Below are 14108 nucleotides of genomic sequence, written 5' to 3'. Positions count from 1 at the left end.
GTGGCAAATCTCGCAAGCTGACCTCGCCGTGATCGCTCACTCTGTCGATGACCCGTTCTATTACCTGCACAATTTCCGCCAGGTACTGGCGTGGGTCGAACACCGTTATGCCGACCTGCTCGACGTGCAGGAACTGGCCTTCCTGCAGCAATTCGCCCAGCTCGAGCAGCCCGCCCAGGCCCTGATGGTGCGCATGGTCATGCGCAAGGGCGAGCTGTTTCGCCTCGATCGCCTGGCGTATGCCGAGATCGGTGCCCCCGAACAGGTCTTGCAGCCCTTGTTGGCGCTGGGCTGGGTGGCCGAGCCCGAGCAACTGAGCCTGGCCCAGTTGTTCCACCTGCTGCGCAAGGACGAATTGGCCGGCTGCTTTGCCGACTACCTGGCCAAGCCGCGGGCCAGCAAGCGCGAGATGCTGGCCCAGCTCGAGCCCTTGGCGCTCGACGCCAGGCCCCTGGCGCAATGGTTTCCGGCGGCGCCCGTGGCCATCGTGCAGTGGCACCGGCAGGCTCTATGCGACCGCATGCGCCTGTTGTTCTTCGGCAATCTGTATCAGGACTGGTCGGAGTTCGTGCTCACCGACCTGGGCCTGCTGCGCTTTGAACAAGTGACGTTCAGCGACGACTCGCGGGCCTTGCGCCACCGCCAGGAAGTCGACCTGGCCATGGCCCTGCACCAGTGTGCCGAGGGCCTCGAGCAAGGTGAGGCGCCGAGGCAGATCCTCGCCACCTTGCACGGGCTGCGCAGCGACAACCCCTGGCTCGCCCGCCGCCATGCGCGTCTGCTGTTTGCCCTCGGCCAGCAGTGCGAGCGCCAGGGCGAGTGGGACCAGGCCTTGGCGTTGTACGCCGACTGCAGCCATGCCCAGGCGCGCATCCGCCAGGTGCGGGTATTGGAGCGCTGCGAGCGCTGGCCGCAAGCCCATGCCTTGGCCTTGCAACTGGCCGCCGCGCCGGCCAACGCCCTCGAAGTCCAGGCGCTGGAACGTATGCTGCCACGCCTGGCGCGCAAGCTTGGTGGGCCAGCGCAACGCCGTCGGCGCAGCCCGCCGCTGGAACTGATCGAGCTGGAGTTGCCCCGTGAGCACGCCGCACTGGGTGTCGAGGAGGCCGTGCGCCTTCACCTGGCCGAGGCCGGTGGTGAGGCGCATTACGTGGAGAACACGCTGTTCAACAGCCTGTTCGGCCTGTTGTGCTGGGAAGCCATCTTCGCCCCGGTGCCGGGGGCGTTCTTCCATCCCTTCCAGGCCGCTCCCCAAGACTTGCACGACAGTGACTTCCAGTTGCGCCGCGCCGCGTTGTTCGACGCCTGCTTCGCGCGCCTGGACGATGGCAGCTACCGCCAGGCCATGCGCGACTGCTATGCGGCCAAGCACGGTCTGCAATCGCCGTTCGTGTTCTGGCCGTCGCTCAGCGAAGACTTGCTCGAGCAGGCGCTGGCCTGCCTGCCGGCGGCACAACTGAAACAGTGCTTCCTGCGCCTGCTGCAAGACATCCGCAGCAACCGCGCCGGCATGCCCGACCTCATCCAGTTCTGGCCGGAGCACGGCACCTACCGCATGGTCGAGGTCAAGGGGCCGGGTGACCGTCTGCAGGACAACCAGCTGCGCTGGCTGGATTTCTGCCGTGAGCAGGGCCTGGCGGTTGCGGTCTGTCATGTACGCTGGAGCGAGGCGGCATGAGTTACCGCGTGGCCGTGCGCGCCCTGTGCGAGTTCAGCGCCAAGGTCGGTGACCTCGACTTGCGTTTCACCCCGTCGCCCACCGCCCAGGAGGGCATGGAGGGCCATCGCCGGGTGGTGGCCAGGAGAGGCGCGCAGTACCAGGCGGAAATCGCTCTGGAGGGTGAGTACCAGGGCTTGAAGGTCCGTGGTCGTGCCGATGGCTACGATCCGGTCGCCAATCGCCTGGAGGAAATCAAGACCTACCGCGGCGACCTCGCCCGTCAGCCGCCCAACCACCGGCAGTTGCACTGGGCCCAGGCCAAGGTCTACGCCTGGCTGATGTGCCAGGCCCGGGGCTTGCCGAGCATCGAGGTGGCGCTGGTTTACCTGGATGTCGACAACGATGCCCAGACGCTGATCAGCCAAGCGTACGGCGCCGGCGAACTGGAGGTGTTCTTCCACGCCCAGTGCCAGCGCTTTCTCGGCTGGGCGCAGGCCCAGGAGCAACGCCTTGCTGCACGCAACGGCGCGCTGCAGGCCTTGGGCTTCCCCTATCCGCAGTTTCGCCAGGGCCAGCGGCAACTGGCCGAGACCCTGTACAAGGCGGTGAGCACCGGCCGTTGCCTGATGGCCCAGGCCAGTACCGGTATCGGCAAGACCCTGGGGACGCTGTTCCCGCTGCTCAAGGCCATGGTCCCGCAGGGGCTCGACAAGGTGTTCTTCCTCACCGCCAAGACCCCGGGCCGGGCACTGGCCCTCGATGCCCTGCGCCAGATCACCGATGCTACGCCGCAACCTGCGCTGCGTACGCTGGAACTGATCGCCCGCGACAAGGCCTGCGAGCATCCCGACAAGGCCTGCCACGGTGAGTCATGCCCGCTGGCCCAAGGCTTCTACGACCGCTTGCCCGCCGCGCGCGAGGCGGCCGCGCAACAGCCCATGCTCGACCGCGCAGGCCTGCGCGAGGTCGCGCTGGCACACCAGGTCTGCCCCTACTACCTGGGGCAGGAGATGGCCCGCTGGGTCGATGTGCTGGTGGCTGACTACAACTACTACTTCGACGCCCATGCCTTGCTGTTCGGCCTGGCCCAGGCCAACCAATGGCGGGTAGCGGTGCTGGTGGACGAGGCGCACAACCTGGTCGAGCGCGGGCGTGGCATGTACAGCGCCAGCCTCGACCAGGGCCAGTTGCTCGCTTTGCGGCAAAGCAAGCCGCAGGGGCTGGTCAGTGCCCTGGATCGGCTCAACCGCCAGTGGAACGCGCTGTACAAGGAGCAGCGCGGCCCGTACCAGGCCAGCGAACACGTGCCGGAGGCCTTCCTGCGGGCCTTGCAGCAGTGCATCGGCCTGATCCAGGCGCGGCTCAACGAAACACCCGCCGAGGTGGATGGGCAGGTCTTGCAGTTCTTCTACCAGGCATTGCAGTTCAGCCGGGTAGCGGAGCTGTTCGACGAGCATTTCCTGTTCGATATCAGCCAGCGCGAGGGAGGTCGCAAGCGGCGTCTGGCCACCTTGTGCCTGCGCAACGTCAACCCGGCGCGGCTGTTGGCGCCGCGCATGCAGGCGGCGCGCAGCGTGACGCTGTTCTCCGCGACCCTGAGCCCGCGGCGCTTCTATGCCGACCTGCTGGGCATGCCTGCCGACACGGCATGGCTGGAAGTGGCGGCACCGTTTCGCGCCGAGCAGCTGGAGGTGCGCATCGCCAGCCAGGTATCGACCCGTTACCGCGAGCGCCAGGCTTCACTGGCACCGATCGTCGAGTTGATCGCCGCGCAGTACCTGCGCCAGGCGGGCAACTACCTGGCGTTCTTCAGCAGCTTCGAGTACTTGCAGCAGGTGGCGGCGCTGCTGGCCGAGCGGCATCCGGGCATTCCCACGTGGGCCCAGGCGCCAGGCATGGACGAAGCGGCGCGTCAGGCCTTTCTCGCGCGCTTCGTGGCCGACGGCGAGGGTGTCGGCTTCGCCGTGCTGGGCGGAGCCTTCGGCGAGGGTGTGGACCTGCCGGGCACGCGCCTGATCGGCGCCTTCGTGGCCACGCTGGGGCTGCCCCAGGTCAATCCGGTCAATGAGCAGTTCAAGCAACGCCTGGGCCGGCAGTTCGGCGCCGGCTTCGACTACGCCTACCTGTACCCTGGTGTGCGCAAGGTGATCCAGGCCGCGGGGAGAGTGATCCGCGGTGACCAGGATCGCGGAGTGCTGGTGCTGATCGACGAGCGGTTCGCCGACGCGCGGGTGCAACAGATGTTCCCGGCCTGGTGGCAGGTTCAGTAAGCTGCGCCTTGCATTGGCAAAATGCCAGGCGCGGCCCATCGCACGCCGCTGCAACTCCCAGTACACTGCGTGTTCCAACACCTACATTCGTTGAACTCGAGGTTTTTGCATGACGCTCAGTCCTTTGGCAGGCAAGCCGGCTCCGGCCAGCGTGCTGGTCGATATTCCCCGCCTGCTCACCGCTTACTACACCGGCCGGCCAGACGCCGCCGTGGCGGCCCAGCGCGTGGCCTTCGGCACCTCGGGGCACCGGGGCACATCGCTGGAGCTGAGCTTCAACGAATATCATGTGCTGGCCATCACCCAGGCCATTTGCCTGTACCGCCGGGAGAAGGGCATCGACGGCCCGATCTTCATCGGCACCGACACCCATGCGTTGTCTGCGCCAGCCGCCGCCAGCGCGCTGCAGGTGCTGGCCGCCAACGGCGTGCGGGTGATGCTGTCCAAGGACGACGAGTACACGCCGACCCCGGCGGTGTCCCACGCCATCCTCTGCTACAACCGCGACCGTGACCAGGGCCTGGCCGACGGTATCGTCATCACCCCGTCGCACAACCCGCCACAAAGCGGTGGTTTCAAGTACAACCCGCCCAATGGCGGCCCAGCCGACAGCGATGTGACCAAGTGGATCGAAGCCAAGGCCAACGAGCTGCTGGCCGCCAACCTGGACGGCGTCCAGCGCATGGACCACGCCCAGGCCCTTAAGGCGCCCACCACCGAGCGTCACGACTACATCGGTCATTACGTCGACGACCTGCAGAATGTCATCGACTTCGAAGTGATCCGCGCCGCCAACCTGCGCCTGGGCGTCGACCCATTGGGCGGTGCGGGCGTGCGCTACTGGTCGGCGATCGCCGAGCGCTACCAGCTGAACCTGGAAGTGGTGAACACCGAGGTCGATCCGACCTTCCGTTTCATGTGCGTCGACTGGGACGGGCAGATCCGTATGGACCCATCCTCACCCTACGCCATGCAGGGCCTGATCGGCCTGCGCGAGCGCTTCGATGTGGCGTTCGCCTGCGACCCGGACCACGACCGCCACGGCATCGTCACCGCCGACGGCCTGCTGCAACCCAACAACTACCTGGCCGTGGCCATCGACTACCTGTTCCGCCATCGTCCGCAATGGCGCAGCGACGCCGCAGTGGGCAAGACCGTGGTGTCCAGTGGCCTGATCGACCGCGTCACGGCACGCCTGGGCCGTGACCTGTACGAAGTGCCGGTGGGCTTCAAGTTCTTCGCTCAGGGGCTGTTCGACGGCGCGCTGGGCTTTGGGGGTGAGGAGAGCGCCGGGGCGTCGTTCCTGCGCATGGACGGCTCGGTATGGGCCACCGACAAGGATGGCCTGATCCCGGCGCTGCTGGCTGCGGAAATGACAGCGCGCACCGGGCGCAACCCGAGCCAGGCCTATGCCGACCTGACCGACGTACTGGGCAAGCCCCACGCAACGCGTGTCGAGGCCAAGGCCGATGCGCGGCAGAAGGCGCTGTTGAGCAAGCTGTCGCCCGAGCAGGTCCAGTCGACGCAACTGGCTGGCGAGCCGATCGAGCAGATCCTCAGCCACGCGCCAGGCAACGGCCAGGCGATTGGCGGGCTGAAGGTGATGACCGCCAATGGCTGGTTCGCCGCACGACCTTCGGGCACCGAGGACATCTACAAGATCTATGCCGAGAGCTTCGTCGACGAGGCGCACCTGCAGCGCCTGGTGGAAGAGGCGCAGGTACTGGTCGACGCCGCGATCGCTTGATCGACCGTTGGGGCCGCTTTGCGGCCCGATCGCGGCACAAGGCCGCTCCTACACGTAGCGCGGTCCTGATGCCGTGTAGGAGCGGCCTTGTGCCGCGATCGGGCTGCGCAGCAGCTCCTTGACCGATGCCTCAAGCCACGTCGACCAACACGATCTCGCTGTCCTCGAGCGCCGTCACCCGCAACACCGCTTCCTGCTCGATCGCCACGCCATCGCGGGCTTTGGCCTGCAGGCCGTTCACCTCGACAAGCCCCTTGGCGGGCACCAGATAACCTCGGCGTCCGGCATCGAAGCGGTATTCGGCGCTTTCGCCAGCGCGCAGGGTAGCGGCGACCAGGCGCGCATCGGTCCGAATACGCAGGCTCTGTTCATCGCCGGTGCGGCCGCTGGCCAGGGTCACGAAGCCTTCGCCACGTTCGCCTTTGGGGAAGGGGCGGGTACCCCAGCTCGGCGCATCGCCCACTCGCTCAGGTACGATCCAGATCTGGAAGATCCGTGTATCGACCTTCTCCAGGTTGTACTCGCTGTGCACGATGCCGGTCCCGGCACTCATCACCTGCACGTCGCCGGCCTCGGTACGGCCCTTGTTGCCCAGGCTGTCCTCGTGGGTAATGGCGCCTTCGCGCACATAGGTGATGATTTCCATGTCACGGTGCGGGTGCGGCGGGAAGCCACTGCCAGCGGCGATCAGGTCATCGTTCCACACGCGCAGGTTGCCCCAGTGCATGCGTGCCGGGTCGTAGTACTCGGCGAACGAGAAATGGTGGTGGGCATCGAGCCAGCCGTGATTGGCATGGCCGAGTTTTTCGAACGGTCGCAGTTGCAGCATGATCGTGCTCCTCAATCAGTGGAATGAGGCCATGATACGCCAAGGAAAGATCGAAAATAAGCGTAAATTTCGGCTTAAATAGATCGAGCTAATAGATTAATTAATCTCGCCATATGCTTTCGTTTCGTCACCTAATGCACTGATATGCAAGCATTAGCTGGTGATTTTCTGCCGATGGGGCGAACATGCCCGCTGTCTTGATATTCACCGGAGTGACCGTGGCTCACGAGCATCCCCAATCCCCTGCAGAATTGACCCCGCCTGCCCAGTTGCCTTGGTTGCGCCGCTTTGCCGCGCGCCAGCTGGGCCGAGGCCTGACCCACTTGCAGGCGCAGCATCGCGACTCCTGGTTCCTCGGCCATGTCAGTGGCCAGCGCAGCGGCCACGCCGACGGCCTGCGCGAGGGGCTGGAGCAAGGGCGGGTCGAGGGCTATGAAGCCGGGCGCCAGGTGTTGGTGATCCGTGATACGCGCCCGGAGGCTGCCGCCGTGCCGGGTTGCGACGACAATCTGTTCGACGATTGGCGCCTGCCGCTGTCAGCGGAGCTGAAAAAACGCTTCAAGGCCGATGTGGCCCAGCGCCTGCCTGCTGAAGCCCAGCCCAGTGCAGCGCAATGGAAGCTGATTTTCAGCGATACGCCGTCCACCTGCGTGGTGGCCGGGGCGGGCGCGGGCAAGTCGACCTCGCTGGTGCTGCGCATCCTCCTGCTGCGTCACTACCTGGGCTATGAGCTCGATGCGATGACCGTGGTGACCTTCACCCGCGAGTCGCGCAAGGACTTCATCAAACGCCTGGTGCAGGTCTTCGCCCTGTGGCAGCTCAACCTGCCACCGCCCCAGGCCCGTGAGCTGGTGCGAACCTTTCACTCGCGCATCCTGCCGCTGGTACGCAGCCTGCCGGGCTTCGGCCAGGTGCGGGCCTTCGAGACCCTGGGCAACGAGCTGCCTGCCGGGCGCGAAGCGGAGGGCGAGAGCAACCCGTTCGACCTGCGCCTGAACGATGCCCAGCGCCAGCAGCTCAACCTCTGCTACCGTGACCTGCTGCAGGCAAACCCGCGTTTCGCCGAGATCATCACCACCTTGCGCCGCGAGGCCCTGCAGCTCAAACCGCTGGACCCGGACCACCCCGATGTGCAGAAGCGTGTACAGGTGACCCAGTTGGCGGCCCAGCGCGATGAAGAGCTATGCGACGTGATCGAAGACCTGTGGTTCGCCGCAGGCGCCTGGCCGATCAAAGGCATCGAGCCTTGCCGCGAGACGGTCGAGATCCGGGGCAGCCGCTTCCACGTCCATGGTCGCCTGGAAGGCACCGACGCTTGGGTGGTGCTGGGCTTCGATCCAGCGCAAGGCGCGCAGTACCAGCGCCCTGGCGCCAAGCTTGCCGTGCGTGCCGAGTGGGCGGTCAAACGTACCCTGTTGCAGGCATTCTGCGACAAACCGTTGATCTGGCTCGACAACTACGCCATGGCTCGGCGCCTGGCCGCTTCCCTGGCGGGCGATGCGGTGGCCGGGCCCGGCTTCGAGTACAAGGTCAAGGGCGAGCTGGCTCCAGCGCCGTTGCTCGATGCCTTCGTCGCGGCGGCCAATTTCATCGAGAACCTCGGCCTGGACGTGAATACCGGCGTCGCTGGCATGAGCTTCCCCTCCGGCGACAGCGATGCACTGTTCTTCGAGGCCCTGGCGTTGTTCTGGAAGGCGCTGGAGGCACACCTGCTGGGGCTGTCGCCGCCGGTGATGAGCTACAACCGCATGTTCGCCCTGTTCGGCGAGAACAACCCGGAGAACCTGCAGCTATTGCCCGACCCGCTGTTGCGACCGCTGGCGCACCTGATGATCGACGAGTTCCAGGACGTTTCACCGCAGATCGTCAGCTGGCTGCGTGCCAGCCTCGTGGAAATCCGCCGCCGAGGCCCGACCCTGCACGTCGGGCGTAACGCGCAGCATTCCTCGCTGATGTGCGTGGGTGACGACTGGCAGTCGATCTACGGTTGGCGCGGTAGTTCGCCCAAGTACTTCATGGAGTTCGCCAAGGCCTTCCCGTCGCCGGCCAATACCCGGGTGATGCTGGTCGACAACTACCGCTGCCAGCAGCAGGTGATCGACGCCGCCGAATACCTGGTCAAGGGCACGCCGTCGATCGCCGGCAAGAAGGCCAGGGCCAGCGGGCCGGCTGCGCGGTTGCCAGGGGTGCCGGTGCGGGTGTTCGAACGAGACGAGGCCGCACTCGGCCAGACGCTGGTCGAGCACTACCAGCGCGGCGAGTCGGTGATGATGCTGTACCGCAAGGGCAGTGACAAAGCGCTGATGAATGATCATCTGCAAAGCGTGCTGCAGGCCGAGGCTTTGCTGCCGGCCGACCAGCGCCGTCTGCGTCAGCTGACTTACCACAGCGCCAAGGGCCTGCAGGCCGACGCGGTGTTCATGCTCGGCGATTGCCAGTACTTGACCAGCTCGCCCTACAAGAACCAGGTCTATCGCCTTGCCGGCCTGGGCCGGGCCGGCGATGCCCAGCCGTTCGACACGGCGCAGAAGGAAGAGGTGCAGCGCCTGGCCTACGTCGCGGTGACCCGCGCGGTCAGCCATTGCTACTGGCATGTGGAGGCGGCCAACAGCGAGGCGCAGGGCGCGCCTCGCGCATCGAGCCAGGTGGATGGCCGCCAAGCCTTTTTCGAGGACTTGCGCGGCCAGTAGCCGGGTCAGCGGTTGGGGTCCTGCTCGCCGGTCAGTTGCAGATAGAGATCATCGAGGGCGGTCTGGCGATCGCGGGCGATGGCACGGGACAACTCGTCGTAGCGACTGGAGTTCAGCTCCACGCGCTGGGGCCGACCACTGCCATCCGTTGGCGCGCGATTCAGCAATCGCTGCAACTGCGCGGCGATCCTTGGAGTAAGGCGGGTGGGGGGCTCGTTGCTCCGGTCCGCGCAGTGATCCAGGTACTCCTGGGCATCGCTCCACTCAGCCTTGACGGCCTCGAAACGTGTCGCGAAGCGCTGTTCGAGAAAACGCATCCAGCTGGGTTGGTGGGCAATCCAGCGACGGCGCGCCTTGGCGTTGTCGTCGATCAGGCGAACCGCTTCTGCCACGTTGTCTTCGACCACCCGTGAGACTTGTGCGGTTTGCCGGTAGAGCATGTCCTGGCTCGGCTCGGGAAACTCCAGAGCGCTGGCCAAGGCCTGGCGCAAGGCCAGGCGAATTTCGATTTCGTCCACCATGCCGTGCTCAAGCTCTTCCAACGTCAGGTCATCCAGGACATCCAGCGGGGGCAGCTCGGGCATCGCGCTGCCCAGCTCGCTGGGCTGGTCCAGCCAGCGCTGGTAGGCCGCCTGACGGGCAGCGCGGGCGTCGTGGATGCGGCTGGCCATCACATTGACCTGCTCGCGGCGGAACAGGCGTTGATAGACGTTGAACAGGTACGGCCCATACACCTCGTCAGTGGTGCTTTCCTTGTAGGCCAGCGCTTCCATCTCCAAGGTGCTGAAACCGTCGGCCCCGGCATCGCCGCAGGTGGCCGGAAACTCACCGGCGACGTCGTTCAGGCGAGTACGCAGCCGGGTGTCCTCGCTGGCCTGGGTCAGCAGCCGCCAGACCTGGTTCGCCAGCCTCTGTGGGTTGCCTCGTGCTTGTGCCGAACGGCCCAGACGCTCGATCACCTCGCGCAAGGCGGTGTTGGCTTCGTCGTCGAACAAGTCACGCCAAGTCTGTGCTTGCGTGTCCGTTGCGTAGTCGCGCCAGTCGACCGCAGCGTCGTCGGCCAGAAAATGCTCGGCTTGTTCAACGCCGACGCCGATGGCCCTGAGCCGTTGCCTGGTGCGTGCCTGCAGCGGATTGAAGTTGAATTCGAAGTTCCAGGGCTGGGCACGTCCGGTCTCTCCCTGCGTGTTGAAGTAAGGTGAAGCCAGCAGGCTATCGAGTTCAGCGATATCGGTAATGTGGTTGTCGCTCAGCTCGATGATCCGCAGTTGCGCCTCGGGATTGGTCATCAGCTCGCCGAGGCTTGTCGGCCACTGGGTCAACCCACACTCGTTGAGATTGATCGACAGCAGCTGCAGCAGGCCGGACATTTGCGGCGGCTCACCGAGTTCGGGGTTGAACGACAGGTCCAGGCTGTGCAGCCGGGTCATCTGGCCCAGGCGCGCCGCCATGGCCGGGTCCAGCACGATCTGATTGCTGCCCAGGTGCAGGTGTTCCAGCGGCAGGCTGGCCAGCAGTTCCACATCAGCGAGTGTCAGGCGCAGAGCGTTGCGGCTGAGGTCGAGACGGCGGAGCTGGCGCAACTGCGCCAGCGCCTGGCGCGCGTCGGCGGAAAGTTCGGTCAGGAGGTTTCTGCGCAGGCTGAGTTCGCGCAGCTGTGGGGTGTCGCGCAGAGCGTGGAACAAGGCATCTGGCTCGAACTCCTCGCTGACGAAACTCATCCGCAGCCGGGTCAGTGACGGAAAGCTCTGGAGAAACCCGCTCGGGAAGACTCTCAGCTCACGCCCGTGCACCGACAGCGAGGTGACGTGATCGAAGCGGGCTGGCAGTTGCTCGGGCAAGCGGTACAGGTTGTCCAGGCGCAGTTCGACGGCGCTGTTGCTGGCTTGGCCATCACCCTCCATGCGCCAGGCCCGATTCAGTTGCTCGCGCAAGGCACGACGCTGGGCGCGTTGTGGTTCGTCGGCGGCCTGTTCCCAGGCCAGCAGGCTGGCATCGAGGGTCTGCTGCTCGCGCTCCAGGGCGGTCAACTGCTCGCCGATGTCGCCACGCTCGCGCAGGCGGTCGAGCAGTGCCGTGCGTTGTGAAGGCGTGAGGCTTGGGTACAGCGCTTGGGCGCGCTCGTCGGGTACGTTGCGCACGCTGTTGCGCAGCCGCTCGAACCAGCGTGGGCGTCCACTCAGCGGGTAGCCCACGCGCCCGTCACTCAGACGCATCGGTGAGCGGAAGCCAGGCCTGGGAGATTGCTGCCCGATCGAAGTGGCGCTGCGTTGACGGTCGCCCACGGCGGCCTGGAGCAGCGTCTCGGGCGTTGCCCCAGGCTGGTCGACAAGCAGGGCTTGGCGCAGTTGGGCCGTATCGGCGTTGGCCAGCCGCGGTCGATAGAGCCCGACCAAGGCACGATCAAGGCGTGCCCGCGCTTGCATCAGGCGGGCCTCCTCGCCGATGTGCAGCGGAACCCGACCTGCGTCCAGACGCAGGCGTTCGGCGGCGGTTGCGTTGGCGTGAAGTTCGACTGCCGCCTGGGCTGGCAGGCCTGGGTATAGGCGAACGAGCAAGGCCTGGTCGGCGCCAAGCGGCGGCTGGCGTTGCTGGTACAAGCTGGCGAACAGGTCGTCGCGCCGGGCTTGTAGATGCTCGGCGAGCATTGCGTCCAGGTCGCGGGCATTGAACTCGTTGGCGTCGCCGCGTAACCGAGCGAGTGATGGCTGGTCAAGCTGTTCGAGGACCACTTTGCTCAAGTTACCGCTCTCCACATCGCTCAGTGTGACCACCACCTGCGCATGGGCGCGTGAGCCAGGAACCCCGTACTGGGCCGAGCGGCCCCATGGCTCGGGGCCTTCGAACACCTTGAGCACGTAGTCTTCGGGCCAGCCGGGCAGCTGTGGCAACTGCGCCAGGGCATAGTGCTTGTAGGCTGCCAAGGGTGTGCCATGGCGCACGGCGTCGATGATCGCGCCTGCCTCGCGGTCGCAGCCCAGGCGTATCAGCACATCGGCCAAAAGCGCCGGAGGTGGCTGGTCGTTGATGTGGGCGTAGCGCAGGATGTCGGCGTCGGTGGCGGTGCAGCGCAGGGCAAAGTCCAGGTCGGCTTCGTCGAGCGGTTCGCTGATCGGCCCGAAACGCCGCAGCAATTGATGATCGCTCCAGTCCAGCGGGGTTTCCTCGCTGAGGCGCCAGGCGCCCTGGCCATTGCTGCGCAGGCGGGGGGCATAGGCTGAACCTGAGGCCTGGAGTCGCCATTGCCCATCCGGGGCTTCTTGCACTTCGAAGACCTCGCCTTCGATCCGTAGCAGGCGTCGATCGCCAGGGCCATAAAGGCCCTGGGCATCGGGCAGGGCGCTGCCGGCGAGCGTGCGGCCACTACGATAGGCCTTCAAACTGGCGGACCACAGCCGCTCCTTGCCGGCGTCCCAGACGCTGCTCATCGCATCGACGAAGCCTGACTGCTTGAGGACGACACCGGAGCCCGCCAGTGCCGCGACAGTCGCCAGGTTGAGCAGGATCGATTCGACCTGGGCCAGCGCCTGGGCGTTGTCGTCGTCCTCCCAGGCCTCGATGCCATGGAACACGCTGCCCATGAGCTGCGCAGCGCCGATGGCTAGCATCAATGGGTTCAGTGCCGGGACGAACATCGCAGCGACATTGAGCACCGTCAGGCCGATATCCAGCCAGTGCTCCAGGCGCTCCATACGCACTTTGGCATCGACATCGGCGGTGGGCACGGCAATGGTCCTGGCATCGCCCTTGAGTCGCTGCACATGCAGGGTGTGCAGTTGCTGCCAGGGCTGCGGGGGCAGGTCGGTGGCGGAGAACTCGATATGGGCCTTGGCCCTCAACCCCTCGGCAGTGCTGGGCTTGTCGAACAGCCTGTTGCGCAGGGCTCGCTCCAGGGTGGCCTGTAATGGCTGTGGCGCCAGGGCGGTGACTTGTCGGCGGAAAGTAGCATTGGCAAGCTGTTGGCGCAGCGTGCGAGCCGCCTCTGCACGCGAAGCATACTCACGCAAGCTGCCGTCCTCGCCGCCGGGTAGGTAGATGATGACGGGGCTCGCACTGTTGCCGTCTTCGGGCCCTATCAGCAGCAACTCGTGCAGTGGGATCGATTCCAGGCTCAGGCGCCAGCAGCGAAGCGCGTGCTGGCCATAGCGGGGCGCGGAGTGGCCTGCGCAGAGCTGGTCGATTGCCGCCAGGCCGACCTCGCTGAGGTGGTCGCGCAGGCTGGCGATATGCGCCTGCACACGCAGCTCGGCCCCTTGGGCGTTGGCCCACAGGGCTTCGAGGCCAGACTGCGGCTGGTCGAACACGCTTTCCAGGTGGTTTTGGTAGGCCTGGCCAAGGTCGAGCTGGCGGCAGTGCCCGACGAACGCAGGCAAGCTCAGACCCGGTGGTGGTTGGATGTCCGTCGCGCTGCGCTGCAGTCGGTCGAAGGGGCGAATGTCGTTTTCACCGCTGAAGTTGTGCAGAGCCGCTTCCAGCAGCGTGCGCACTCGCGCCTGACCCGTGGGCACCAGCGGTTGCCGCTCGCGTGGTGGCTGCGACCCCAGCGGCGTCAGGTTATCGATGGGTTTCTTCACCTCGTAGGGCTGCTGGACGAGGCAGGCCTGGTTGACCTCGATGGCCTTGCCCAGGCGCGCTTGTAGCAACGGCTCGCAATACTCGACGATGCCTTTGAGCGGGGTGAGCGCGGCCTGCAAGGCCTGGCGTCGATCGTTGCGTTGGCCGATGACGCTGCGCAATGCCGCTTGCTGCGCGGCGCTGGCCTGGCTGAACCAGGCACGGGGTTGGCCTTGGGCATCGAGGTATTCCGCACGCAGGCTGCCAAGCAGCATGGGAACGTGCTTGGGATTCAGCGCTTTACTCCAGGCGGGTAGGGTGCGCACGATCTGTGCGTGGTGCAATGGCAGGGGCATAG

6 protein-coding genes are annotated in these 14108 nt (G+C 66.0%); 4 read left to right on the top strand and 2 right to left on the bottom strand.

The window, feature by feature from the left end; translation table 11 throughout:
* The first annotated feature begins 28 nt into the window (after positions 1 to 28).
* The 3 genes from IAE37_RS00955 to pgm all read left to right on the top strand — a co-directional run bounded on the left by IAE37_RS00955 (position 29) and on the right by pgm (position 5677).
* Positions 29 to 1678 (top strand): VRR-NUC domain-containing protein, encoded by a 1650-nt coding sequence (locus IAE37_RS00955; protein ID WP_201167461.1) that lies wholly within the window; start codon positions 29 to 31, stop codon positions 1676 to 1678.
* The gene (locus IAE37_RS00950) at positions 1675 to 3930 is read left to right on the top strand and encodes an ATP-dependent DNA helicase (RefSeq protein WP_201167459.1); all 2256 of its coding nucleotides are present in this window, start codon (positions 1675 to 1677) and stop codon (positions 3928 to 3930) included. The genes IAE37_RS00955 and IAE37_RS00950 overlap by 4 nt, the downstream gene beginning before the upstream one ends.
* Positions 3931 to 4039: 109 nt before the next feature.
* Complete coding sequence (pgm, locus tag IAE37_RS00945) at positions 4040 to 5677, top strand: phosphoglucomutase (alpha-D-glucose-1,6-bisphosphate-dependent) (RefSeq protein ID WP_201167457.1); 1638 nt, start codon at positions 4040 to 4042, stop codon at positions 5675 to 5677.
* 130 nt (positions 5678 to 5807) lie between these two features.
* Here the strand turns inward: pgm and IAE37_RS00940 are convergent, their stop codons facing one another.
* A complete protein-coding gene (locus tag IAE37_RS00940; RefSeq protein WP_201167455.1) occupies positions 5808 to 6506 on the bottom strand; it encodes a pirin family protein in 699 nt (232 codons plus the stop codon).
* Between the two features lie 185 nt (positions 6507 to 6691).
* On the opposite strand from IAE37_RS00940, the gene IAE37_RS00935 reads away from it, so the two are divergent.
* Entirely contained in the window at positions 6692 to 9196 is a 2505-nt protein-coding gene (locus tag IAE37_RS00935) for a UvrD-helicase domain-containing protein (protein ID WP_201167453.1), read from the top strand.
* Between the two features lie 5 nt (positions 9197 to 9201).
* On the opposite strand, the gene IAE37_RS00930 is transcribed toward IAE37_RS00935, so the two are convergent.
* Positions 9202 to 14106 carry a dermonecrotic toxin domain-containing protein gene (locus IAE37_RS00930; protein WP_201167450.1) on the bottom strand — a complete coding sequence of 1635 codons (4905 nt, stop codon included), beginning with the start codon at positions 14104 to 14106 and terminating at the stop codon, positions 9202 to 9204.
* Between the last annotated feature and the right edge of the window lie 2 nt (positions 14107 to 14108).

It is taken from the genome of Pseudomonas sp. S31 (genome assembly GCF_016648105.1).
Lineage (GTDB): Bacteria > Pseudomonadota > Gammaproteobacteria > Pseudomonadales > Pseudomonadaceae > Aquipseudomonas.
Note: the sequence above shows the minus strand (reverse complement) of the source record. Positions and strands in the feature narration are given on the sequence as shown.